Below are 25,448 nucleotides of genomic sequence, written 5' to 3' on the forward strand. Positions count from 1 at the left end.
TATGCTTTCAGCCCCTTGTTTTATAGCCCGTTACGGCAACTGAAATTCTTTTAATAAAAAGGCTGCGGTGGGCTTGATAACCCTTTCTTGCCAACCCGTTCTCCTCTTGGATTGAATTTGTAGCGTATCCCCAAATCCAAACCTTGGTAGCTGTTTGCCAAAGAATACCCGTTTGCAAAAAAGGTAGTTTGGCGGCAATAAATGTACTCTACAAACAAATTAATTCGGGGTGAAGCATTAATTTTTAAGCCCATAGGGAAATACCACCCAAAATTGAACGTGGGTTTATAAAAATCAGCATGCTCTTTATAATAAACCGAATCTGAGCCGAACTGTCCTATAAACCTTGTTTGTAAAGTGGATGACTTACTATTAAAATTAGTACTGATAATCTTTCCTCCGTACAGACCAGCTCCAGCGTAAAATGAAAAAAAACTGAACAACGCCGGTGTTTGTAGTGTATACAGCAAATCTAAACCCACAAAGCTGTTTTGCAATTCATACCAAGTTATGTACATGGACTTAGCCATACCTGAATTAAAAGTACTATCACCGGTAATACAGTAGTCATTGTTATAGCTTCCTGCACGAGCTCCTGCCGAAAACTCACTGTGTCGGGGTATAAAACCCGCCGTTGTATCAGCTGTTTTAAAAGTAAACCTAAGTACAAAATCGTTTTTTTGGTCATCGATTGGCAAAAGGTAATAGGGTTTAAAACCACTGACGTGCTTATTATCAGCAGCAAACTTTTCTTTGGCGTACGTTGTTGAAGCGGTGTTTTCAAACACCTTCCAATAATTTGTTTTATCCAACGTATAACTCTCACCAAAAGAGACACCAATCCCCGCAAGTTTCATTTGCCGGAACCATTTTTTGGGCGTTGGCACTGTATCGGTTACCTGCCCCTGAACAAATACAGGGATTAATAACAATACATTCCAAAAAACCCTAAAACAGTCACTTTTTTTCATACAATCCGGCATAGATACTTGCTTACTTTCAAAATAAATTAATAAAAAGGCTGCGGAGGGCTTGATAACCCTTTCTTGCCAACCCGTTCTCCTCTTGGATTGAATTTGTAGCGTATCCCAAATTCAAACCCGGTGTAATAATTTCCGAAGGAATAGTTATTTTTATAGAACGTAGTTTGGGCTAAGAAAATATACTCGGCAAACAGATTTATTTTAGGCGAAATATTCATTTTTAACCCAATGGGTACATATACCCCGAGCATATAGGCAGGCACATAGAATTGCCTATGCCCTAGCTGATAAACAGTATCAAAATCAGGAGGGATAAAGAAGTTAGACTCGGTGCTTATATAGTACCGGGAATCTCCTGTTGAAGTCCATTCTGTGAAACACACCCCGGCATTTAAAGTAGTCCCCGCATAGAACGAAAAGAAATCAAAAAAAGCAGGGGTTTGTATTGTATAAGAAACATCCAGTCCGGCAAAACCCATATCTTGACTACACGAAGCCCGATATGCTGCTGATTTATTGTTAGCCATTGCGCTATCCCCGCACAACACATACTCGCTATGGTTGTACATTGTCCTTAAACCTACGCCAAATTCACCAAAACGAACCCAATAAGGAGCTAAAGTATCTTCGGATTTAAGCGTAAACCTAAGGTTAAACGTTCCACCGCTATTATAGTCCACCCTCACTCTGTTGCTTTGCATGGCTAACGTGTTTTTAATGTCTTCGTCGTATTTATGGGCTCCTTCTTTCTTCACAGTGTTTTTATATACGCGCCAATTTCTTGCATCGTCAATAGGTCTGTAACCTCCAAAAGCAACACCAATTCCTGCAAGTCTCATTTGCTTGAACCATTTTTTGGGCGTTGGCATTGTATCGGTTACCTGCCCCTGAACAAATACAGGGATTAATAACAACACGCTCCAAAAATCCCTAAAACAGTCGCTTTTTTTCATCCATTCGGGCATATAAACTACCTCCCTATCAATACGCTAAAATAGGCTTGTTTATGATGCTCGATGTTTAAACTTTTTTCCTTAAAATTTGAGTATCTTTGCAGGCTTATTTTTCACAGTCATGTTAGATAAATTAGAGGCCATAAAAACCCGCTGGAAAGAAGTGGAGAACATGCTCAGCAGTCCTGATGCAATGACGGATATGAAACGTTTTGCTCAACTGAGTAAGGAGTACCGCGACCTTACCCCCATTGTGGAGAAGCTGGCTGACTATAAATTACTGCTGGGAAATATCTCAACGGCAAAACAAATATTAAACACCGAAAAAGACGACGAGCTACGCGAAATGGCCAAAGAAGAACTTGCCACCCTTGAGGAGCAGCAAGAACCTTTGGAGGATGAAATTCGCTTGATGCTGATACCCAAAGACCCGCAGGACGATAAAAATGCGATGGTGGAAATACGTGGCGGTGCAGGCGGAGACGAAGCCGCAATTTTTGCAGGTGATTTGTTCCGTATGTACCAAAAATTTTGCGACAGCAAAGGCTGGAAGATAGAGGTAATAGAGATGATGGACGGTACAGCGGGCGGTTACAGCAAAATTGTATTTAACGTATTGGGCGCAGGCGTTTACGGTATTTTGAAGTACGAAAGCGGTGTACACCGTGTGCAGCGCGTACCGGCTACCGAAACCCAAGGCCGTGTGCATACCTCGGCGGCATCTGTTGTGGTATTGCCTGAAGCCGATGATATTGACGTGGAATTGAAAGAAAGCGATATCCGCGTAGATACCTTCTGTTCATCAGGCCCCGGCGGTCAATCGGTAAACACTACCTATTCAGCCGTTCGCCTTACCCACGTTCCTACGGGTATCGTAGCACAGTGCCAAGACGAAAAATCGCAGATTAAAAACAAAGAAAAGGCTATGAAGGTGCTTCGCGCCCGCCTTTTTGAGTTGGAATATAATAAGTGGTTGGAAGAGGTGAGTAAAAAACGTAAAACAATGGTGAGCACGGGCGACCGTAGTGCCAAAGTTCGTACGTACAATTTCCCTCAAAGCCGTTTGACCGACCATCGTATCGGCCTTACTCTTTACAGCTTAGATGCTGTAATGGATGGCGAAATAGAAAACATTATCGACCAGCTTCAGTTGGCCGAAAATGCCGAACGCCTTAAAGAAGGTATTGCGGCTTAATTACACTGCGTTTTAAACGCTCCCTATTTTCTTCTGTTTACTTCTTGCTTGCATAGGGTATTTATTGCCTTAAGTTTTTTATTTTTGATATACCCTAACCGTCGGCAAGCCTATGAAAAACTGTACTAAAATTTTTAGCGTGCTATTTTTTGCTCTATTAGCACTAAACACCTTTGCTACTACCAACAACGAGGACATTTTTAAAAAAGCCCTCGACGAGTACGATAACGTACTAAGCCAAAACAAGAAAATAAAGGGGGAAGGTGACAAGGCTGACGACATAAGAAAAATAACCCGCGAGCAATACAAAGAACTAAAAATACTGATAGATAAGGCTATTGACCTTTTTGACCAGTACACCAGAATAGGCACCAACGATGCCTCGAAAAAAGCATCCCGGCATTACATATTGGTGCTAAAGAAATATGATTTTACGTATAAAAACGATTTAGGCGAGTTCCGCGATAACTTTAATAAAATCAGTTCGCTGGAAAGTGAAATGGCTACATTAAATGGCTATTATTATCCCTTGCGATATTCTGCCGGCAGCAAAAACTACATTATTGAAGCCGATAAAAAAACCTCGCTCGAAAAAGGCCTTTTGGTAGAATTTGCCGAAGTATGTACCAATCTTAGCAAAGGTGCTGAAACCATTAAATACAGCAAAAAAGCATACCCCATGTACGATTATGGCGACTATAATCTTTGGTGGTGCGCCCATCTGTGGTATTTTTATGCCAACAAACTGGGCTATACGGGCTATGAAATGGTAGAGCCCGCGGAAAAGATTATCTACGCAATGGGCGGGCTAAAACGCAGTGATATTAAAAAGATAAAAGACAGCGGTTGGGTAAATTATACCCAAGCCTATAGCAAACTAAATACCCTATTGGCCTCTAACCCTTCGCTTAGCCGCAGTGGTGAAGTATGGGCAAAGGCCGGAGAAAACTTTGAAAAGCTTGACGAGGAAAAATGGGCGCTGGAGTATTATGACAAAGCGTTGAAAGACGGCTACGGCGACCGCAGTTTTTTGCTGAAAATGATGGAGAAAGGCAAAAGCAAAAAGGATAAAACCCTGATAAAAACCGCAGCCACAATTTATGATACAAAGAACCTATACGGTTATGGTGTTTGCTATGACTATAAAACCATTGCCGATTATTTTGAAGCAGCCGATGAAACCACAAAAGCTAAAGAGCTGACGGATAAATACAATACCTGCCAAAAAGAGCAAACCAAGCAGCAACGCCGTGCTGAACGTGGCGCGCGCTTTTTTGTATCGTTTGCACCACTTCCGCTACTTTCGGGTAATATACAGGGCAGTGTACAAATTGGAGGCAAAAGGAAATTACACGAGTTTGGCATCAGGCAGGTAAATGAACAAAAAGACAGAGGACTGGATATGTGGGGTATATCAAACAAAAACCCCGAGAATATGATTTGGAGCGGTATGTCGTATTATTATACCTACAAAAAAATGTCTGCCCGCGACCTTTACTTCGGGTTTCAGTTCCGCTATACCAACAAGGTGTACGAAACCCAAAACGCTACGGTAACTAATGCAAACAACAATAGTTATGTAGGGAATTTTCTATTCAACCCCACTGAAAAACGGTATGATTTTACCCTGAACTTTGGATATATGATGGTGGGCAAATACCTGCACTTTGAAATGTATTATGGTCTGGGTTTGGGATTTTCTACATTTGACGGCGGCCGCAATGAATGGAATAATGGCGCGTACAGGATAATCGACAATACTTTTTTATCAGAACGAAAAGAAACCCGAATAGGGTTTACGCCACGTATGGGCATGAAAGTGGGTCTTAATTTAATAAACAAATAGAAATGCTTACCACTGACCACTATTACAATAATTACATCAATGTAGTAAAAGATTTTCCGCTGCCAATGGCACTACAACAAGGCCATGATCGGTACCGTGAATTGTTTGACGAACTTACCGAAGAACAATGGGGCCACAGGTATGCACCCGGTAAATGGAGCATTAAAGAGGTAGTGCAGCACGTTATTGATGCCGAACGGATATTTACCTACCGCGCTCTTTGTTTTGCAAGAGGTGAGCAACAAAACCTGCCCCCGTTTGAAGAAGACGATTATGTTGCAAACAGCCGCGCCGATGCACGGACAGGAAAACAAATAGCCGAAGAGTTTTCATTAGTAAGACAAAGTACAATAGCTCTTTTCAGCAGCTTTGATGCCATAGCCCTTGTATCAGAAGGAGTGGCAAACAGCACCCAAGTAAGTGTAACCGAGATAGGATATATACAAGCGGGGCACTCGCTGCACCACTTAAAAGTGATACGGGAAAGATATTTGTAAGCCCAAAATTACTTACATAAAACAAAAACGCCTTTGGCAAATGCCAAAGGCGTTTCTTTTATACAATCAGTATGCTGTTATGCATACAAAGGAAATCCTTGCATCATGGCGTTTACACGCTTGCGAACGTCGGCAATCACCGTTTCGTTGTCGTGGTTCATCAATACCTCGTCAATCAAATCCACCACTTTCTCTACGTCGCCTTCTTTCAAACCGCGGGTAGTAACCGCCGGTGAGCCTATGCGCATACCGCTGGTAACAAATGGTGATTTATCATCAAACGGCACCATGTTTTTGTTAATGGTAATATCGGCTTTCACAAGGGTGTTCTCGGCCAATTTCCCGTTCAAATCCTTGCTGCGCAAGTCAATCAACATCATGTGGTTGTCAGTACCGCCTGAAATTACTTTATAACCTTTAGCTACAAAAGCAGCAGCCATAGCGCGGGCGTTCTTAATCACCTGCTCGCAATAGGCTTTGTAATCATCGGTTAGCGCTTCGCCAAAAGCAACTGCCTTAGCAGCAATCACGTGTTCCAATGGGCCGCCTTGCGTTCCGGGGAAAACTGCGCCGTCCAAAATGGCACTCATGGGTTTAATTTCACCTTTAGGCGTAGTCAATCCCCAAGGGTTATCAAAATCTTTACCCATCATAATCAAACCACCGCGAGGGCCGCGAAGGGTTTTGTGGGTAGTAGTAGTAACAATGTGGCAATGAGGTAGCGGGTTGTTCAAAAAGCCTTTCGCAATCAAACCGCTTGGGTGTGATATATCGGCCAGTAACAACGCTCCTACTTTATCTGCTATTTGGCGCAAACGGGCATAATCCCAATCGCGGCTGTACGATGAAGCACCGCAGATGATTAGTTTAGGCTGCTCGCGCTCGGCAATTCCTTCAATTTTATCAAAATCAATACGTCCCGTAGCTTCTTCAACTCCGTAAAACGAGGGCTTGTATAGCTTACCTGAAAAGTTAACGGGTGAACCGTGTGTTAAGTGCCCGCCGTGAGAAAGGTCGAAACCCAAAATCTTATCACCGGGTTGCAAAACACCCAGCATTACAGCCGCATTGGCTTGCGCACCGCTATGGGGTTGCACGTTGGCCCACTCAGCACCAAACAATTGTTTAATGCGGTCTATCGCCAAATTTTCTACCTTATCCACTACCTCGCAACCGCCGTAATAGCGTTTGCCGGGCAAGCCTTCGGCATATTTATTAGTAAGCACGCTGCCCATGGCCTCCATCACCTGCTTGCTCACAAAATTTTCAGAAGCAATCAGTTCAATGCCATGTTCTTGGCGGTTCAATTCCTCATTAATAAGGTCAAAAATTACGTTATCGCGTTTCATTGCTTGTGTTGCCATACGGCTGCAAGATACAACCCTGTTTCAGCTTTGACAAATTTTAGAAATACATCAAAGCGTGAGTGAATTTGAGTATTAAAATAGAGTATATTGCTATCTAACGAACGTGAGTTCGGGATAATAAAATCGATTAAATTAACTGCTTGAGGGTGTGCGGAGGTAAGTCATTCCCATTTAAAATGGGAATCTGTGCGGCTGGCAGTCAATATTGCAGTCCCACCCGCAGATTCCCAACCAAGTTGGGAATGACAACCCGCCGCACTCAATAGCCATGAAGTTAGCGAAGGTTCTTTATCCCGAACTCATGTTAACGAAACAAATTGCCTTATGAATAATGAAGAAGCAAAAAAATTTGTAACATCCGTTTTTGATAAAATAAAAAATGCTAAAACATTGGATGAAATTCAGAAAATCCCAAAGGAATTTAAGGAGTTGAAAGATCCAAAAAATAAATTTGACGAATCAAAATATCCTAAAATTAATTTTACTATCACAGAAAAAGAAATAGACTCGTTAAAAAAAATTGATGAAAAATATGTTTTACAGCCAAACGATCCAGTCTTGAAGCTATTGTATGCGATGGTTTGGAAACAAGGTGATTTAAAGAAAATTGACAGAATAATTGAGGGGATAAAGAATGAAAAATCAAATATTGGCAATAGTGTAGTCTTTTATCAATTTGGGAAACACCTTGCAAACCCAAGTGCAGAGCCAATAATAGACCAGCACGTTATCAGAGCGTTTTCCGTATATGAAACAGACCAATCTGATGAGAAAACAATAAATAAATTACGTAAAAAAAAGACCTTAACAAGCAAAGATTCTACAAGTATCAGCAATTATAAAGAATGGCTGGAAAAACATATTCAAAAAGACCCTAAGGAGCAAAAAGAGTGTCTTTACTATATTGACAAAATACTTTTTTCGACGGGCAAGGCAATTAAACTGTAAAGTAACTCATGCTTTAGAGCATCCCAATCAACCCTGTATCAGCAAACAAACGCTGTCTTCGTTTGCTTCCACCGCATGCAACAGCCCAACGGGTATGCCCAATTGGCTAAATTTTTTCAGGGTAATATTCTCTTCGGCCACGCTGTAAGTAATCTCACCCTCAAGCACCAGCAAAGTAGTTGGCGTATTGGTTTTGTGTTCCTTCAACTTCATGCCTTTTTTAAACGCCAATACCAGCGTTTTGCAATTAGCATCGTTGTGTACAATTTTAGCCACGGGATGCGTGGCGTGTTCCAGTTCTTTCAATGCAGCTTCAATAACCATAACCCTTATATTTATTACCCACAAAACTACCGGAAAATCAATCCCTTTACTATGAGTTGCATCAGTTTTACGCAGAAACTTATTGCACTTTACACAATGCTTTGCTAATTTATACGGCGAGTACGTGTTTAAAAATTCAACTTTATGAATGAAGTGTCGATTATAGCAAAGTTTGAGTCGGCAGAAGCTTTGCGCCTTGACTTTATCGACGGGCTTGCTGCGGGGTTTCCTTCGCCCGCCCGTGATTACATGGAGGAAAGTATTGATTTGAATAAGGAGCTGATTAAAAACCCCAACTGGACGTTTATAGGCAGGGTAAAAGGCCAGTCGATGCGCGATGCGGGGATTTCACAAGGAGATTTGGTGGTGATTGACCGCTCGTTGGATGCCGTGCACGGACGCATTGCCCTGTGCGCGCTGGATGGCGGGCTTACCATTAAACGCCTTCACAAAACGGCGGATGCCATGTACCTGATGCCCGCCAACCCTGATTATAAGCCCATAAAAGTAAGCGAAGAGCAAAACTTTAGCGTGTGGGGTGTAGTAACGTATGTAGTGAAAAAGCTATGATAGCACTGGTAGATTGTAATAATTTTTATGCCTCGTGCGAGCGGGTGTTTCGCCCTGATTTGCTTGGAAAACCGATAGTGGTATTATCTAACAACGACGGCTGCGTGATAGCCCGCAGTGCCGAAGCCAAAGAACTGGAGGTGCCGATGGGCATCCCGGCCTACCAATTAGAGCCGATGATAAAACAGCACGGCATAGAGGTGTTTTCTTCTAACTATGCTTTGTACGGCGATATGTCGCGGCGGGTGATGGCTACCCTATCGATGTTTACCCCTGAAATTGAGGTGTACTCTATCGATGAGGCGTTTTTAAACCTCAACGGCCTTGATTTTGTTGATTTACCTGCCTATTCCGCAGAAATTGTAGAAAAAACAACGCGGTGCACGGGTATCCCTATTAGTATTGGCGTGGGGCCTACTAAAACGCTGGCAAAAGTGGCCAACCGTCTTGCCAAAAAGAACCGCGCCAGCAAAGGAGCATTGGTAATCCCTGATAACGCTGATGCCATAGCTGAGGCATTGCAAAAAGTACCCATCGGTGATGTATGGGGCATTGGCCGCAGTCATAAAAAGTTTTTGGAGAACCACGGGGTAGAAACAGCGTACGATTTTACCCAAAAGCCCCGCCAATGGGTAAGCCGAAACATGAAAGTGGTAGGCTTACGCACGTGGGAAGAATTGCGGGGAAATCCCTGCATCGGCATGGAGCAGGAATTGGAAGAGAAACAGAACATTTGCACCTCGCGCAGTTTTGGTGAATTGCTGAATGATTACGCATTATTGGAAGAGGCAATCACCTTTTATGCTACCGCCTGTGCTGCCAAACTGCGTGCACAAAACAGTTGCGCGGGTGCCGTGTATGTGTTTGCCTATACGCACCCCAACCGGCAAGATTTACCCCAATACAAAGCCCGTATGTGGTATGCCTTGCCCACAGCCACCAACAGCACGTTGGAGATTGTGAAATATGCCTTACACTGCCTGCGCACGGTGTACAAACAGAAAGACCATTTGGGCCGACCTATTTATTACAAAAATGCCGGGGTAATCGTATCGGGTATTGTACCGATGAACGAAATACAGGGTAATATTTTTACCGCCCCGACGGACGAAAAACACCAGTTATTAATGGAGGCGGTTGACCGTATTAATAACCTTGTGGGCCGCGAAAAGATAACCCTTGCCACGCAAGGCAGCAGCACCCGCTGGAAACTGCGTTGCGAAAAACTATCCAACCGCTACACCACCCGCTTAGACCAAGTGGTGGAGGTGGATTAATTTTTTTAACTTGCTCGAAATATAAAGAAGGGCTATGAACGATAGTATTGTGGAGTTATTGCAACAAGCCGGGCAGTTAAAAACTGATTTAGACAATCTACGGCCTTTGGATAAAGAGCGGGAAGCTATTGTATTACAAAAATTACGATTGGATTGGAACTACCACTCTAACCACCTTGAAGGCAACTCATTAACGTTTGGCGAAACCAAAGCCTTGATATTGTTTGGAATTACTGCACAGGGAAAACCCTTGCAAGACCATATTGAAATTACGGGGCACGACGAAGCGATAAAATGGATTGAAGATGTGGTGAAAAAGCGGGAACCGCTTACCGAAAGTTTTATCCGTCAACTACACACTCTTCTATTAAAAAAACCTTACAAAGTAGATGCCATAACAACCGACGGGCAGCCAACAAAAAAGCTAATAAAGGTGGGTGAATATAAAACCACACCCAACCATGTAGAAACAAAAACGGGAGAGATTTTTAGGTTTGCTTCGCCTGAAGAAACCCCGGCCAAAATGTACGACTTGCTGGAGTGGTTTAAAAAAATGGAAGCCGATAAAGAAACCAACCCTATTTTGTTTGCGGCTGATTTTCATTACAAGTTTATACGCATACACCCCTTTGACGACGGGAACGGACGTATGGCCCGTATGCTGATGAACTTTATTTTACTGCAATACGGCTACCCTCCTGTGATTGTGAGAACGGGAGAAAAAGCCCAATACATTGCAGCACTTGAACAAGCCGACGCGGATATTTTTGACCCTTTTATTGAATTTATTATAACCAACCAATTACGCAGCCTTGAAATAATGCTGAAAGGCGCGCGCGGCGAGAGCATCGAAGAACCGGATGATTTGGATAAGGAATTGGATCTATTAAAGCAAAAGTTGAATGCCAAAAAGAAAACTTTTGAAGAAATAGACACCTCATTTTTTATTAAAAACAACCTTAGCCCCTTAATTTTAGAAGCCTACAAGAATAGCTTAAAGTTTGAGCCTTTTTTTTCTATACGAACTTTAAAAATTAGTTTAACCTTTAACAAGGAATTTCAAGATTATGGAGCAAAAAGATCTTTTAGTTTAAATTTGGTAGGCTCCTCAAATGAAATAATAGATAAGAAAATATTGTTATTAAAACAAAAAATTGAAATTTTTGATATTAAAACTATCCACCATATAACCATAAAACTCTCGTTCAATGGTTTTTCACTGCCAAAAAAACTTCAAAAAGGATACTCGAAAAGCTGGAAACTCTCTTTTAAGGATAAACATTACAGCACTTATGAAGGAAGCAGGTTATTATATAGCGAAAGACCACTTTATAATTCGTTAACTTCTCAAGAAATAGAAAAAATTATTTCTTCTTTTTCCATCGCGTTAAAGAATATTTTATCAAAAAATATTTGAGGGTGTCGTTTCGGCTTCTTTTGAAGAAAATATTATCCTAAAAATCAGCTTCTTACAGTCGTTTAAAAAAATTTCTCTTGACAGCAATCCTACTTTTTGCATTACCTTTGCACCAGTTCTTTAAACAACCGCTTATCCAGAAAGACTGAGGGAATGGCCCGATGAAGTCTTAGCAACCCTGTTGGCGACGGTCAACAAAAGGTGCTAACTCCACCCCGAAAGGGGAAAGATAAGTTAGTCGAGATAGACACATAACGTTTTCACGTGCAACGATATACAAAAATCTCTTCTGACTTTTCAGGAGGGATTTTTTTTTGCACTCTTATTTCGTGGTCGGCATAGCCGAACGGGAACTTAGAGTGCAATATGCCGACTTTCGTCGGCATCTCAATGCCAATACATTGTTGGCATCTCCAAAAAATCCTTTCTGAAAGTCCGCGCTTCATTGGCTGCTGCGCACCTCTCCTTCTGCCTAAGCGTTGTAACCCGTTTTTTTAACCCTTTTAAAACATTACAACCATGCAAATTGAAACTCAAATTATCCAGCAATTACCCATAGACGAACTTACCGGAGCCGTTTCGGTGCCCATTTACCAAACCAGTACCTTTGTGCAAGAAGCACCCGGCGTACACAAAGGATTTGATTATGCCCGCAGCAACAACCCCACCCGCAAAGCGTTGGAAGATGCCCTTGCCCGATTGGAAGAAGGCGCGGCAGGTTTTGCCTTTGCCAGCGGGCTGGCGGCCATTGATGCCGTATTGAAACTGCTGCAAACCGGCGATGAAATACTGGCCGTAGATGACATTTACGGAGGTTCGTTCCGCATATTCACCCACATTTACCAAAAATTTGGGGTGAAGGTAACCTACACCGATGCTACGGATGCAGCCAATATTGCCAAAAACATTACCCCCGCCACCCGTTTTGTGTGGATAGAAACCCCCACCAACCCCACGCTAAAAGTATCAGACATTGAAGCCATTGCACAAATAGCCCACGCCAACGGCTCATTGCTGGTGGTTGACAACACCTTTGCCTCGCCCGTGCTGCAAAAGCCGCTGTTGCTGGGTGCTGATATTGTGATACACAGTGCCACCAAGTATTTGGGCGGTCACAGCGATTTGATTGCCGGAGCCGTTATTACCAAAACCGATGAATTGGCCGAAAAAATTAAATTCATCCAAAATTCATCGGGGGGAATTTTAGGGCCTTTTGACTCATGGTTAGTTATTCGCGGGTTGGAAACATTGCCGTTGCGTGTTGAAAAGCATTGTACCAACGCCCAAAAAATAGCAGATTTTCTGGCCAATCACCCACAAGTGAAAAAGACATTTTATCCCGGTTTGCCTTCACATCCCAACCACGAAATAGCCAAAAAACAGCAAACCGGTTTTTTTGGCGGAGTAATCTCCTTTGTGCTTGAAAACGACACCGTACAAGCTGCCGAAGCCTTTGTAACCAATACCCGCTACTTTAAACTGGCCGAAAGTTTGGGCGGAGTAAAAAGCCTTATTTGTCATCCCGCACAAATGACCCACAAATCAGTACCCGAAGCACAGCGTTTGTCGGCAGGTATTGCCTCATCGTTGATTCGTCTTTCGGTAGGCCTTGAAAATGCCGACGATTTAATTTCCGATTTAGAACAAGCATTTATCGCCGTAAAAAATATCGGACAACGGGCAACAGCATAACACACCCTTCGACTGGCTCAGGGTAGTCGTGAGCCCCCGAGCTACGTCATTGCGAGGTCTTCCGAAGCAATCCCAAAGAAACGATACAGAAAGATTGCTTCTAAAGCCGAAGACGTCTTTCTCGCAATGACGATAATCCAAAAAATTAGTTTCAAACGATTAAAATTAGTAAACCCATGACAAACAAAAGCACAATAAAATTAGGTGTATTTGGTTTTGGCTGCGTTGGCGGCGGATTGTATGAAGTACTGCACAAAACCGGAGGTATAAAAGCCCATATTGAAAAAATATGTGTGAAAAACAGGGACAAAAAGCGCAGCCTGCCCGAAGAGTTTTTTACATACGATAAAAACGATTTGTTATTTAACGATAACATTGATGTGATAGTTGAGTTGATAGACGACTCAGAGGCAGCCTTTGAAATTGTTTCAACAGCTTTGAAGAATGGGAAAGCGGTGGTAACTGCCAACAAAAAAATGATTGCAGAACATTTTGAAGAATTATTGCAATTACAGCAAGAATATAATGTGCCGTTGTTGTACGAAGGGGCTTGTTGCGCCAGCATTCCCATTATCCGTAATTTAGAAGAATATTACGACAACGATTTACTAACCGCGGTTGAAGGTATTTTTAACGGCTCTACCAATTACATTCTTACCAAAATATTTGATGAGAATTTAGATTTTGATACTGCACTAAAACAAGCGCAAGAAGCCGGTTTTGCTGAAAGCGACCCGCGTTTGGATGTGGAAGGTTTTGACCCTAAATACAAATTGGATATTATTCTTACCCATGCGTTTGGTGCCACCGTAAACCCCATCGATATTTTTAATTACGGAATTACCCGCCTTTCGCCGTTTGATATACAGTATGCCCGTGAAAAAGGTTATCGTATTAAGCTGGTAGCGCAGTGCCGTAAAGCAGGCGATAAAATTGTAGCTACGGTGTTTCCTAAATTTATTACTCCTTCCGATAAATTATACACCATAAATAACGAGTACAACGGAATTGTGATTGAGAGCATTTTTGCCGAAACTCAGTTTTTCAGCGGGAAAGGTGCAGGCGCTTACCCCACTGCTTCGGCGGTTCTGTCTGATATTTCAGCCCTTACATATAATTACAAATACGAGTATAAAAAACTACTGCAAAATCCTGCTGCCCGTATTTCAAATGATTTTTTGGCAGAGGTATTTGTGCGTTTTTCTGACGGTAGCGGACTAAAACCCACAGATTTTGAAACGGTAAAAGAGTTCTACAGCAGCGGAAATAATAATTTTATTATCGGTGAAATTAATTACCAAACATTGGTAACCTCAAACTGGATTAAAAGTAACGAGGTGAGTGTAATTTTTACTGCATCGCCGTTAAAAGTTACCGACCCCGTTGAAGAGCTTGCAGCGTTGGCCGAGGCGTAGGTTATATAAAAGGGTGAATGTGCCTGGGTGTTTTAGAGTGTGAAGAACGCTGTTGTCGTCATTACGAAGTCTCCAGAAGCAATCCGTAACATAAGCGAAAGATTACTTCGTAAGCCGGAGATGGCTTTCTCGTAATGACAGAACAAGGATTCTTCTATAATTAAATACATCCGGCACATTTTATTATTCTCACCATTACCGCAATGGGTTTGCAAGCGTGATGGTAGTACAGATATTTTGTATATTTAAGGTTTGAAACTGTTACTGTATGGATCGCAAAATCACAAAAAAATATACTAACGGTGAAGTTACCGTAGTATGGCAACCCGATAAGTGTATACACTCAACCCTTTGTTTTACCGGACTGCCGCAGGTGTTCAACCCGCGTGAGCGTCCGTGGGTGAAGCCTGAAGGGGCAGCCACCCAACAGATTATTGACCAAGTAAAGAAATGCCCGAGCGGTGCTTTGAGTTATTTTATGAATGATGAAGAAAACAAAGAAGAAGCACATCTTGAATCGGTAATTGAAGTGCTGTCTAACGGGCCATTGTTGATATACGGCACCCTTAAACTAAAAGACAAAAACGGCGAACAAACATTGGAGAATAAAACCACTGCTTTGTGCCGCTGCGGACAAAGCAGCAACAAACCATTTTGCGACGGTACACACGCGAAGGTAAATTTTCAAGGATAAACAGATTTTATTTCAACGGGTTGAAACCCGTTCCTGTTAAAATTACACGGCGAAGCAGGACTTAAGTCCTGCTTCGCCGTGTAATTTTATAGAGGTGGATTTTAATCCGTCGAGAAAATCAGGCTTTGCTTTTCTTCCAAAGCTTCCAGTAAATATATCCTCCAACAGCCAAAATGATAATGGCTATAAACTGCGAGTGGGTAAGCAAGCCGTCAAACAAAAATCCGCGTGCCTCATCGCCCCTAAACTCTTCGGTGATGCTGCGTCCTACTCCGTAGATAAGGGCATACAACAATATTAATTGACCATGGAATTGCTTGCGGTTGTGCAACCAAATAAGTAATAGGGTTATGCCTAACACCATGCCTGCATCGTACAGTTGTACCGGGTATAGCGGTTGACCAAGCGGCTCGGCAGCGCTTTTTGGGTGAGTAAACACCACGCCGTGTTCAGGGCTGCACACGGTACCGTGACAGCATCCGGCCATAAAACAGCCCAGCTTTCCAAAACCGTGTACCAATGTTCCGGCCACGGCTACAATATCAAACGTTTCTAAAACCGGTAATTTATTTCGTCTGAAAAACCAGATAAACGTAGGGACGGCAAAAATAAACGAGCCGTAAAACACAAAGCCGCCACCAAGGTTTTTAAACATTTTTGAAGGCTCTTTCAGGTATGTTCCTATGTCTTCAAAGTAAAAAAACACCTTGCCGCCCACAAATACAGCAATAAAAGCCCAAATAAAAAGCTCACTGGTTTTGTCAAGATTCAGTCCCAGTTTCTTCCCACGCCACAAGCAATACAGGAAGCCCAATATCACCCCTACTAAAATCATAAAACCATAGCTGTAGATAACTATGTAAGGGCCGAAAAGGCCTTCTAAAAAACCGGGGGACTTAAATCGTAGTAACTCTGGGTACATAGTGAGTGCTTTAAAAACGAAGATATTGTTTTTGGGCGAAAGATGCGGAAGCAGTTATGAAAACAACTGCCTCACAATAGCCGCAGAATAAGGCCCCGCCACTTGTGCAATAAATGCCGGAAAATCGATGTGCGAATTATCATCGGCAACATCCGATATGATACGGATAATATTGAATGGCAATCCATACTCATGGCATACTTGTGCCACTGCTGCTCCCTCCATTTCAACACACAATACATCGGGCAAATGTTCTAACAACTCGGTTTTGTGTTGCGACAAGCTAAAAAACTTGTCGCCGCTGGCAATATCGCCCACACGCACCGTTGGAGCAGTAATTCCGTATTTGTTAAGCGTTTCTATGTTTAATGATGCTTCAAGTTGCTCAATGCTCAACAAGTTTTTCACCCGTTCAAACGCTTGTTCACGTTGAGTTTGGTTGGTTTCAAAATAGGTTTTCCCCAATAAAGGTATTTCAAATCGCTGCATTAACGGACGGGCATCCATATCGTGTTGGTACAACCGATGCCCTACCACTACATCACCGATAGACAATAAAGGGCTAACGGCTCCTGCCACCCCTGTAAACAGTAATTGTTTAACTTGGTATTGGTGAATAAGGTGCAGGGCGGTTGTGGCCGCAGCTACTTTACCCCACCGCGAAAAAACAACCACCGCCTCACGGCCAAACAACGTGCCGCTATAGTAAGTGCGCATTCCCGCATTATGTTGTTGCACACGCTGCATTTGCTCCACAAGCGAATCAATCTCTTCGGGCATAGCGCCCATAATACCTATCATACTGCGAAGATAACAGGTGTCTTGTTTCATCGGGAATAAATCCCGATGCTATTGATAGAGTGCTGGCACTTTATCAATAGCGGCAGGTCTGCGTACCTGTCGCTGAAAGACCCCTACCCGAAATATCCTTAGCCCGACGTTCCCAAAGTCGCCTTCCCCTGTAGGGGAAGGGAAAGTTAAAGCTGTTTGCAAAATAAATAGTAGGATGGGGTGAGTTAAAACTCTTTTCACTACCACCGCTAACCACCAAGAATAGAATCCCATTTACTTATTAAAGAGTTATTTAATTAATAGGGTGCCCTTTGTTCATTTCAGCAAAAGGATTATTACATTTGATAACCTACACCGCCATGAAAAAGCTCCTTTTTATCCTGTTTTTTTCAGTCTGTTTTGTTATAGCCAATGCGCAAGACAGCCTTAAATACCCGCTGGCAGATAAATATTACCAACTTTCAGAACAAGCTTTCACCGATGAAATTTATGACACGGCGTGCAAATATGCCGACTTGCACCTTGAAGTAGAGCTCGGTTTTCAAGCCCCGCGAAGCAGCAAAGTGTTGGTTTCTTACATTACTAAAGCGTTTTGTGAGTTTAAGGACGGCAACTATAAACAGTCCATCGAAGTATATAACAAGGGCATCAAGTGGATGGATAAAAGTGGCTCGGCAAAGTTTGCCAAGTCGTTTTTTGATTTTATCGACTTGTGTTACACCATGATGGAGGCCAACGATAAGGTATATTTTGAATACTCAGACAAAGATTACCGTAAAACGTTTCTCTTTAGGGTAGATGAAGTCTTATGGCGAAAAGGAACAAAATTCAGGCTACGGATAAACGCGGGGTTAAATGACGGTTTGATAATGGGTGCAGTAGCATTCCCTATTAGTGCCCCATTGCCTGATAGCGTCCCCGAGCGGTTATTTCAGTTGGGCAAAGGCGAAGTGGTGGATATTAGCCCGTGGAGTGCTGAGGTTGAGGTAGACATTTACGACTCAACCGACACCTATAATTGGGTGCAAGAAGGCGATATTATTGAAACCCGCATCTTTAGTAAGTTTAAAGAAGAAACCATCATTTACGAGCTGCTTTCAAAAGATGTTTCGTTCATAGATAACAACCGCGAACGGATGTTAAACCCCCGTTATATCATTCACTACGACAGTAAGGAGTTTAAAGAACTGTTGCTGTTATTGATGGCCGACCAAGTGTTTGATACCGAAGAATTTACCCGCGAGGGCGATATTTTTGTGAACCCTGCCGTAAAAGGCCAAAATCAAGGTAAATCCATCCACGATTTGTTTTTAGACCCCGACACTTCTGACATTGAAGATTACTTGGAGTTTGTGGCCTACTTCCCGCGTAAATACATGGGCAAGGATTACAAAGCCAACGAAACGTATGCCACATGGTTGCTCAACAATTCGCCATCAACTCCTTATGTAATACTTGATAGCTTGTTGGTTGAAAACGACCCTTTGAGAAGAGTGCAGATTTTTGAATTTAACAAAAGCGACCTTACCGACGATTTTTATGAAAAATGGGCCGAAAAAGCCACTACCTATGCCGATAAGCAGGATTTTAATTCAGCACTAAAAACCCTTGATTTGGTTTTTGAAGCCGGCAGTTTTTTTAATAACAAAAAAATAATGGTGCACGGCCTCTATAAAAAAGGCACCGTGCTTGGCGAGCAGAATATGTATGAGCAGGCTATTGCCAGCTACGATTCAGCTTCAAAACTATACCTGCTGCTTAAAGACACCATAGAACACATCCGCTCTATTTATAAAATGGCTGATATTTATGGTGATTGGGCGCGCTATAAACAAGCCGAGCAATACTTTGATATCGCTCAACAAAAATTAAGCAAAAAGATAGGCAAAAACGGCACTTATGAAGAGAATGAACTGTTGGCCTACATTCTTTGGGATAAAGGCTATAACGTGTCGCAAAGAGGCGATTACGATGGTGCTTTGAAGGCTTATGATGAAGCCGAAAAAATATTAGACCGTATAGGCGGCTCAAAAACCGACAGGGCAACTATTTATCGCAACATGGCCTATGTGAGCAAGCAAAAAGGCTTGTATCAGCAGGCAGTAGATAAATACAGCCAATCGATGCAGCTGTTCTTAGAAGCCGGAAACCAAAAGAAGTTTGCCACCCTTAACGATGATATTGCCGACACTTATTTTAAAATGGGCAAATACCGCGAGGCCATTGTTCATTACCAAAAAGCTTATGAAATTAAATTAGGGTTAGACGATAAATCGGGTGCCGGTTTCTCAAAATCAAACATCGGGCAGGCATATTGGAACCTGGGCACTTACGATACCGCTATTATGGCTCACCGCGAAGCAGTAAGCCTTAATACCGAAGCAAACGACATTGTGGGCATTGCTTACTCGTATGAAAAAATCGGTGATTTGTGGAAGGAAAACGGAAACTTAGACAGTTCTGTGAGCTATTACTTCAAGGCTGAGGAAAACTACATTGCCAACAACGATACTACCGATAAACTGGCCGCTTTGAAGGTGCTTTTCGGCGATTTGTACCTCAAAATGAAAAACTATGATTTGGCCATTTATTACTACAAACGTGCGCAACAGATACACGCAAGCATACAAAACGATTTGGGAGTAGCCAATGGTAACTACAACATAGGGATGGCCTACTACAACATGAAATCGTATGTGCAGGCCAAAAACTACATGGGCAAAGCCAGCGTTACCTACACCAAAATTGAAGACAACGGGGGCATGATGAACACCCAGGTGTTGTTGGGTTTGATTGCCTACGACAGCGAAGGAAACGGAGCTGAGGCCGAAAAGCTGCTGAACAATGGTCTTAACTATGCCAAAATAAGCAACAGCTATATAAACCTTGCGTGGGTATGGGAAAACCTAGGATATATAAACACACAACAAGGTAAGCTGGATAACGCCAAAGCCTATTATGATTTGGCCTTGGATGCCTACACCAAAGCCGAAAGTTACTCGGGTATCGGCGGGGTTAAATTGCGCATAGGCCGCTATTTTATTGAGAAAGGCGAATTTGCAAAAACCCGCCAGATATACTGGTCGGTGATAAACGATGCCCTAGAGCGTAAAAACTTTTATTTAGCTTCTGACGGATTTGTAGAGCTTGCCCACTATTACAACCTTGTGGGCGAGGCCGACAGTGCGAAAAGCCTTGCCTATCAATCGCTGGAGATTAACAAAACTCTTCGCAACGATTACATACAAGCCAGTGCCTACCTTATTTTGGGTAACACTTACAATGCCCTTACCCAATACAACACCGCTATTGAGCATTACCGCACGGCAGATAGTATTTACCGCAGCATTGATGATGTGATAAACCAAGTGGTAGCCAAAAACAACATAGGCACCATCTATTTTGCCCAAGGCGAATACTCAAGTGCTATCCGCATTTTTGGCTCGGTACTCGAAGATTTGAACCGCATAAAATACGAAGGGGATTTCTTGGTTTCTGCCTTATTGAACTTAGGTGAAACTTATTTGGAAGACGGCTTTTGGGCTGAAGCAGAACGCTGGACTAAGGAAGGGCTTGCAGTAGCTATTAAACAAAAAAACCGCCGACAAATAACCAGTGGAAACCTGTTACTGGGGCATCTATTCTTAAACATGAAGAAATACCCCGAAGCAAAATCACACCTGTTTAATTCGTATAAAGACTATTTGGAAATTGGTGAGAAAGACCGGATTTCAGAAGCCAATACCCTAATCGGTAAACTGTATGTTGAAACGGGTAAAAACGATTCGGCAAGGATATTTGTAAACAAAGCCATCGAGATTGCTACCCAAACAGGCAACAACTACTACCTGTGGGAGCCGTTGTACCTTTCATCTACCCTCTACATTAAAAAAGGAGACACCACAAACGCTGTTGCCGACCTTAAAAAATCAGTTGAGGTGGTTGAAGGCATTAAGCGCAACATTGCAGGCCGCAGCAACAAAATGGTGAGCTTTAGCAAGGCAAAAGATAAATACAAAATATACCTGAATTTGGTGGATTTGCTGGTATCTCAAAACGAGGTGAGCTTGGCCTTTTACTATCAGGAAAAATCAAACATTGCGGGCTTAATGGAGCAAACAAGGGGTGATAACGGCCCCACCCGCACCAATGATTTGCTGGATACTGAAACCGAAACTACTGCCAAAGAGTTGGAGTTGAAAGTTGATGGATATTTAGCCGAACTGATAAAAGAACGCAGCAAACCCAAAGAAAAACAAAGCACCGAAAAAATTAAAAGCCTTGAGGGATTGTTGGACGTGAGCCAAACCAATTACAACACGTTTATCGACTCGGCAATGAAAACCACTGGTGATGACCATGCAAATTTTGCAAGCACCATAAATCCCCGCGACCTTGACGACGCACGTAACAGCCTTCCCGATGGCGATGTGGTAATAGAATACCTGGTTACTGAAAATCAACTGATAATCTTTGTAGCCACTAACAACACGTTGAATGCCCGTAGGGTAGCCGTAAAACAAGAAGAGCTTGAAAAAGCTGTGAAAGAGTTTTACTCGCAAATAAGCACCTCAAAAACTGACATCAAGCTTGTATCGACTAACAGTGATAAATTATACCAAATTTTTATCACCCCGATTACCGACCTTATTGAAGGCCAGCAACGTATTGCACTTGTTCCTACAGGCATTTTATACTCGCTACCTCTACAAGCACTGGGTAAGCTTGAAGACGGAAAAATGCAATACCTGATAACAAAATACGATATCACCTACATTAACAACACCAAGTTTATTTATCAGGCACAGCCCAACGGCGAAGTAATAGTAAAAGGTATCCTATGTTTTGGAAATGCCGACAATACGCTTAGTAATGCTGAAAAAGAGGTGAATGAAATCTCAGCGTTATTCCCTTCAAAAACATTTGTACGCGACAGTGCCTCTGAAGACAAAGCCAAAACGCTGATGAACAGCTACACCATTGTGCACTTTGCAACCCATGGCCGCTTAGACCCTATAAAATTCGAAAACAGTTATTTAGTATTGGCTCCTAATATCCTTATGGGCGACGATGGTAAGTTTACCATGAATGAAATACGTGAGTTTAAAACACTAAGAGGCATCCGCTTAATGGTGCTTTCGGCGTGTGATATGGCAGCTAATGAAAACACCAAGGGCTGGATTAATACCCCTGCAAATGAATTTGTGATGAAGGGAGTTGGCTCTGTAGTGGCACCCCAGTGGAAAGTACACGATGAAGCCACCAGTGTATTGATGATTGGTTTTTATGAAAATCTTAAAAACGGCATGGGTATTTCTGAATCACTTAAAACATCGCAAATAGCATTGGCGCAAAGTGCTAATTTCTCGCACCCGTATTACTGGGGAGCCTTTGAGGTTATAGGCAAATGGTAGCCTTTAAGAAATATGTATTTTGTTTTATAATTTGTTGTACTTTGCGTAATAATATTATGCTGCTGTTTGTGCACAATGGTAGTGACTGAAAAAGTACATACAACTATAAATTACACACTGCATCAACTGATACAACAAAACCCACAGCTAACAGGATTTGTTATAGAGGCGTTTGAGCTGCTGATGTATCAAAACGAGGAATTAAAAAAAATCGCCTCGAAATACTCGCACGATTTACGCTCGCCTGTTACCAACATCAACATGTTGTTGCAACTGTATGATAAATCGGAAAACGATGGTGATAAACGTTTGTATGTAAACAAAATCTCTAATTCACTCGATAGGCTGCAAGACGGCTTTGAGCAACTCTCACACGACAGAAAAATATCTTTAAAACGTATCAGTGAGCAAACCTTGGTGCAATTTGATAAGGTTTTTGCCGATATAAAACTTCAATTGCCTTCAAGTACTTCAGTTATCACTGAGTTTGATGCCGGAAACGAAACCTGGGCGCACCCTCGTTATTTTTATAATGCATTTTGCCTGTTGTGTATGATTGCCAATGAGGAAGGAAGTATTGCCGTGCAAACTAAAAAGGGCTGGGAAGGTTTACAATGTGTTATTACCTATCCGGCATTTATGAATTTGAACGGCGAGGCCAAAACCGACGATAAAGAAACACAAAACGGCTCAACTGCTACACCAACAAATAGTTGGTTTTATTATTTTGCACAACTGTTCTTAGGTGCTACAGGTGCATCTTCGCATATAGAGGAAAATGAGGGCGAAGGTGTAAGCAAAATAGTTATTTCATTTTCGCAAGCTAACTGAGATGATAAAAAATATTTGGATTATTGACGATGACGAAATTTTTCAGTTTACGGCCCAGAAATACCTTGAACTAAAAAAAGCGGCTGATAAAGCTACTTCGTTTACAAACGGCCACGAGGCCATGAACCACCTGCAACAAATTGTTCACGACCCTGATGATTTGCCGGATGTAATTTTACTAGACATTAATATGCCTGTTTTTGACGGCTGGCAGTTTATTAAAGAATTCAGCAGGGTACAAGAGGCTCTTAAAAAGAAGGTTTTGGTATTTCTTACCACTTCATCTATCGATCAAGCAGATTTTGAAAAAGCCCGCGAAATAAGCATCATAGCCGGCTACATTGTGAAGCCTTTGAACGAGGAAAAAATTAACGACATCTTAAGCCAATACAATGGCTTGCAAGCCGTTTAGTTTTCATCGGGCTGTATCGCCTTTTCTGCTTCCCTTTTTATTGTAGTTCCAATCTGGTCAACAATTTGGTTGCTATTGGTCATTATCAGTTTGTCAACAAACTTATCCTTACTGCTTTCCTTCACTTTAATCACAATGTTATACAAGCCTCTGCTGTAGCATTCCCTAAAGTCACCTTCGTGGAAATAATAACCAAAGCTGCGCGGTACCACAAAGCTAAAGCCGTCAAGCTCTTCGCCGCGTAAGTTGTTATAATACTCGGCATAGCCTGCGTTCGATTTATTAATGGGCGCATTTCGCAAACTCAGGTAAAACTTGCCCAGCTCCATGTTGTTAAACAGGTTGCCTTGCTTGTTTACGTAGTTGGTAGTAAACGTGATTTCAAAATCAAGGTGCAGTTTCTCGTCCTCTTTCTTTTGATACAAAGTCCAAGGCATATACCAGCGGCTGCTTGATACTTTGGCTTTGGCGTATCTAACCTCAATACTGTCAAGCCTAAGCTTAAAAAACGAATTATTAAAGATATCGTACACGCCCATGCTATCGGTTACTATTGAAAAACGAGCAACAATAGCCGTATCGGTTTTTCCTTCTTTATTTGTAAAAGTACGTACAAACGTAAAACCGCCAAACTGCATCCCGATGGGGTCAAACGCGCTTTTAATAGACAGCTGATCATAAAAAAACAAACCTGTTAAGCCGCTTTGATATTCGGCTGTATATTTTTTGTTCTCATTGGCAATAAGCTGCTTTACCGCATTTGCCCCCAACGAAACTGCTTGGGTAACCAACCCCGCCGTGATAATACCACGGTCGCGGTCATTAGCTATACGGTTTGATACCGTAGGAATTTGCTGCTTTTCAAGTTGGGCATAGTTAATCACCTCACTCCGTTGGTCAATGGCCATTTTCACCTTCTCTTCTTTACTCTTATTAGAGAGTTTAGAAGTAGCACAACCTGCCAGCAGTATTGCACCAACTACTATGTATCCTGTTTTCATATCAATTCCTTTATTCGTTTATTATCTTACTCTTTTCAGCGTTTGTAAAACCACTTCAAACCTCCCTCAATCCCTCCTTACTTAAGTTGGGAAGCCCCGCATACAACCCTTGTAACGCCGCCCGTTTTTTACAAGGCTTGTGCCTTTGAGCTATTGGGTTTTGAGGACTGTCTCACTTTTGCACTATTTGACGAATCTCTCCAACCTCCCTCTGTCCCTCCTTGTCTAAGGAGGGAAGCCTTGCGCACAACCCTTGTAACGCCGCCCGAGTCTAAAAGCCTCGCTCGTGTGAACTATTGAGCCTTGCGGGCTGTTTCCCCTCCTGTTCTTAGGAGGGGATTAAGGGGGAGGTCAAAAAGGCTACAACTGCCTGAAACTTCCTTCAATTTCTTTCAATACGTTTGCTAAATCACTAAACACTCTCTCATTTTCAAATCTTAAAACAGTATATCCAAGCTCTCTCAGTCTCAAATCCCGTTCATAATCCATTTGCCTATTAATGTAATTATTATGTATCTCCCCATCCAATTCTATCACAACCTTTTCTTTCGAGCAATAAAAGTCAACAATATAATTTTCAATACTATGCTGGCGCCTAAATTTCTTGCCATCAAAACTGTGAGCCTTCAAAATATTCCAAAACCTTATCTCTGCCGGTGTTGATCGTTTTCTTAACTCTCTTCTCCTTTCTAGTAAACACTCGCGGTTATGTACCCTGTTTCTATTCATAGTTAAATATTTTAAACCGCCCTCAATCCCTACTTATCGGAGGGAAGCCTCCGCACACAGCCCTTGTAACGCCGCCCTTTTTTTACAAGGCTTGTGCCTTTGAGCTATTGGGCTTTGAGGGATGTTCTTCCGTTCTGAGCCTGCCGAAAGACAACTATTTATCCATTAA

Annotated in this window: 21 protein-coding genes and 1 riboswitch; of the genes, 13 read left to right on the plus strand and 8 right to left on the minus strand. The window is 42.3% G+C overall.

All coding sequences use genetic code 11. From position 1 onward, the window contains the following. Positions 1 to 50 precede the first annotated feature (50 nt). Positions 51 to 971, minus strand: coding sequence for a hypothetical protein (locus F9K23_07670; GenBank protein KAB2916474.1), 921 nt, complete (start codon positions 969 to 971; stop codon positions 51 to 53). A gap of 38 nt (positions 972 to 1,009) precedes the next feature. Then, the gene (locus F9K23_07675; protein KAB2916475.1) at positions 1,010 to 1,936 is read right to left on the minus strand and encodes a hypothetical protein; all 927 of its coding nucleotides are present in this window, start codon (positions 1,934 to 1,936) and stop codon (positions 1,010 to 1,012) included. Positions 1,937 to 2,057: 121 nt separating this feature from the next. On the opposite strand from F9K23_07675, the gene prfA reads away from it, so the two are divergent. The 3 genes from prfA (at position 2,058) to F9K23_07690 (ending at position 5,474) form a co-directional block, all read left to right on the plus strand. Next, positions 2,058 to 3,131, plus strand: coding sequence for a peptide chain release factor 1 (gene prfA, locus F9K23_07680; protein ID KAB2916476.1), 1,074 nt, complete (start codon positions 2,058 to 2,060; stop codon positions 3,129 to 3,131). 112 nt (positions 3,132 to 3,243) lie between these two features. Next, a complete protein-coding gene (locus tag F9K23_07685; GenBank protein ID KAB2916477.1) occupies positions 3,244 to 4,977 on the plus strand; it encodes a hypothetical protein in 1,734 nt (577 codons plus the stop codon). A 2-nt stretch (positions 4,978 to 4,979) separates the two neighbouring features. Further along, positions 4,980 to 5,474, plus strand: a complete 495-nt coding sequence (locus tag F9K23_07690) for a DinB family protein (protein KAB2916478.1) — start codon at positions 4,980 to 4,982, stop codon at positions 5,472 to 5,474. 77 nt (positions 5,475 to 5,551) lie between these two features. Here the strand turns inward: F9K23_07690 and F9K23_07695 are convergent, their stop codons facing one another. Then, positions 5,552 to 6,823 (minus strand): serine hydroxymethyltransferase, encoded by a 1,272-nt coding sequence (locus tag F9K23_07695; protein ID KAB2916609.1) that lies wholly within the window; start codon positions 6,821 to 6,823, stop codon positions 5,552 to 5,554. Between the two features lie 342 nt (positions 6,824 to 7,165). Here F9K23_07695 and F9K23_07700 point away from each other — a divergent pair, with 342 nt between their 5' ends. Further along, entirely contained in the window at positions 7,166 to 7,789 is a 624-nt protein-coding gene (locus tag F9K23_07700) for a hypothetical protein (GenBank protein ID KAB2916479.1), read from the plus strand. A 27-nt stretch (positions 7,790 to 7,816) separates the two neighbouring features. Here F9K23_07700 and F9K23_07705 read toward each other — a convergent pair whose 3' ends face one another. Further along, on the minus strand, positions 7,817 to 8,113 hold the full coding sequence (locus tag F9K23_07705; GenBank protein KAB2916480.1) for a hypothetical protein: 297 nt from the start codon (positions 8,111 to 8,113) through the stop codon (positions 7,817 to 7,819). 144 nt (positions 8,114 to 8,257) lie between these two features. Here F9K23_07705 and umuD point away from each other — a divergent pair, with 144 nt between their 5' ends. The 6 genes from umuD to F9K23_07735 all read left to right on the plus strand — a co-directional run bounded on the left by umuD (position 8,258) and on the right by F9K23_07735 (position 15,178). Continuing rightward, a complete protein-coding gene (umuD, locus tag F9K23_07710; protein KAB2916481.1) occupies positions 8,258 to 8,683 on the plus strand; it encodes a translesion error-prone DNA polymerase V autoproteolytic subunit in 426 nt (141 codons plus the stop codon). Beyond that, positions 8,680 to 9,960 carry a Y-family DNA polymerase gene (locus F9K23_07715; protein KAB2916482.1) on the plus strand — a complete coding sequence of 427 codons (1,281 nt, stop codon included), beginning with the start codon at positions 8,680 to 8,682 and terminating at the stop codon, positions 9,958 to 9,960. Before umuD ends, F9K23_07715 begins: the two co-directional genes overlap by 4 nt. Before the next feature lie 34 nt (positions 9,961 to 9,994). Continuing rightward, positions 9,995 to 11,377, plus strand: coding sequence for a Fic family protein (locus tag F9K23_07720; protein KAB2916483.1), 1,383 nt, complete (start codon positions 9,995 to 9,997; stop codon positions 11,375 to 11,377). Positions 11,378 to 11,506: 129 nt separating this feature from the next. Then, positions 11,507 to 11,613: riboswitch (SAM riboswitch) on the plus strand. A 283-nt stretch (positions 11,614 to 11,896) separates the two neighbouring features. Further along, positions 11,897 to 13,069, plus strand: coding sequence for a PLP-dependent transferase (locus F9K23_07725; protein ID KAB2916484.1), 1,173 nt, complete (start codon positions 11,897 to 11,899; stop codon positions 13,067 to 13,069). Between the two features lie 176 nt (positions 13,070 to 13,245). Then, positions 13,246 to 14,484, plus strand: coding sequence for a homoserine dehydrogenase (locus tag F9K23_07730; protein KAB2916485.1), 1,239 nt, complete (start codon positions 13,246 to 13,248; stop codon positions 14,482 to 14,484). Between the two features lie 268 nt (positions 14,485 to 14,752). Continuing rightward, on the plus strand, positions 14,753 to 15,178 hold the full coding sequence (locus F9K23_07735) for a hypothetical protein (GenBank protein ID KAB2916486.1): 426 nt from the start codon (positions 14,753 to 14,755) through the stop codon (positions 15,176 to 15,178). A 118-nt stretch (positions 15,179 to 15,296) separates the two neighbouring features. Here F9K23_07735 and F9K23_07740 read toward each other — a convergent pair whose 3' ends face one another. Then, positions 15,297 to 16,100, minus strand: coding sequence for a prolipoprotein diacylglyceryl transferase (locus tag F9K23_07740; protein ID KAB2916487.1), 804 nt, complete (start codon positions 16,098 to 16,100; stop codon positions 15,297 to 15,299). A gap of 54 nt (positions 16,101 to 16,154) precedes the next feature. Beyond that, entirely contained in the window at positions 16,155 to 16,931 is a 777-nt protein-coding gene (locus tag F9K23_07745) for a 5'-methylthioadenosine/adenosylhomocysteine nucleosidase (protein ID KAB2916488.1), read from the minus strand. A gap of 320 nt (positions 16,932 to 17,251) precedes the next feature. Here F9K23_07745 and F9K23_07750 point away from each other — a divergent pair, with 320 nt between their 5' ends. The 3 genes from F9K23_07750 (at position 17,252) to F9K23_07760 (ending at position 23,549) form a co-directional block, all read left to right on the plus strand. Continuing rightward, positions 17,252 to 22,306, plus strand: a complete 5,055-nt coding sequence (locus F9K23_07750; GenBank protein ID KAB2916489.1) for a tetratricopeptide repeat protein — start codon at positions 17,252 to 17,254, stop codon at positions 22,304 to 22,306. A 75-nt stretch (positions 22,307 to 22,381) separates the two neighbouring features. Continuing rightward, the gene (locus F9K23_07755; protein KAB2916490.1) at positions 22,382 to 23,137 is read left to right on the plus strand and encodes a hypothetical protein; all 756 of its coding nucleotides are present in this window, start codon (positions 22,382 to 22,384) and stop codon (positions 23,135 to 23,137) included. A 1-nt stretch (position 23,138) separates the two neighbouring features. Further along, complete coding sequence (locus F9K23_07760; GenBank protein KAB2916491.1) at positions 23,139 to 23,549, plus strand: response regulator; 411 nt, start codon at positions 23,139 to 23,141, stop codon at positions 23,547 to 23,549. On the opposite strand, the gene F9K23_07765 is transcribed toward F9K23_07760, so the two are convergent. Next, positions 23,546 to 24,550 carry a hypothetical protein gene (locus F9K23_07765; GenBank protein KAB2916492.1) on the minus strand — a complete coding sequence of 335 codons (1,005 nt, stop codon included), beginning with the start codon at positions 24,548 to 24,550 and terminating at the stop codon, positions 23,546 to 23,548. The two genes, F9K23_07760 and F9K23_07765, sit on opposite strands and share 4 nt — an antisense overlap. 360 nt (positions 24,551 to 24,910) lie before the next feature. Beyond that, positions 24,911 to 25,279, minus strand: a complete 369-nt coding sequence (locus F9K23_07770) for a DUF559 domain-containing protein (GenBank protein KAB2916493.1) — start codon at positions 25,277 to 25,279, stop codon at positions 24,911 to 24,913. Positions 25,280 to 25,448 lie beyond the last annotated feature (169 nt).

This window comes from Bacteroidota bacterium (genome assembly GCA_008933805.1).
Lineage (GTDB): Bacteria > Bacteroidota > Bacteroidia > UBA8524 > UBA8524 > SB11.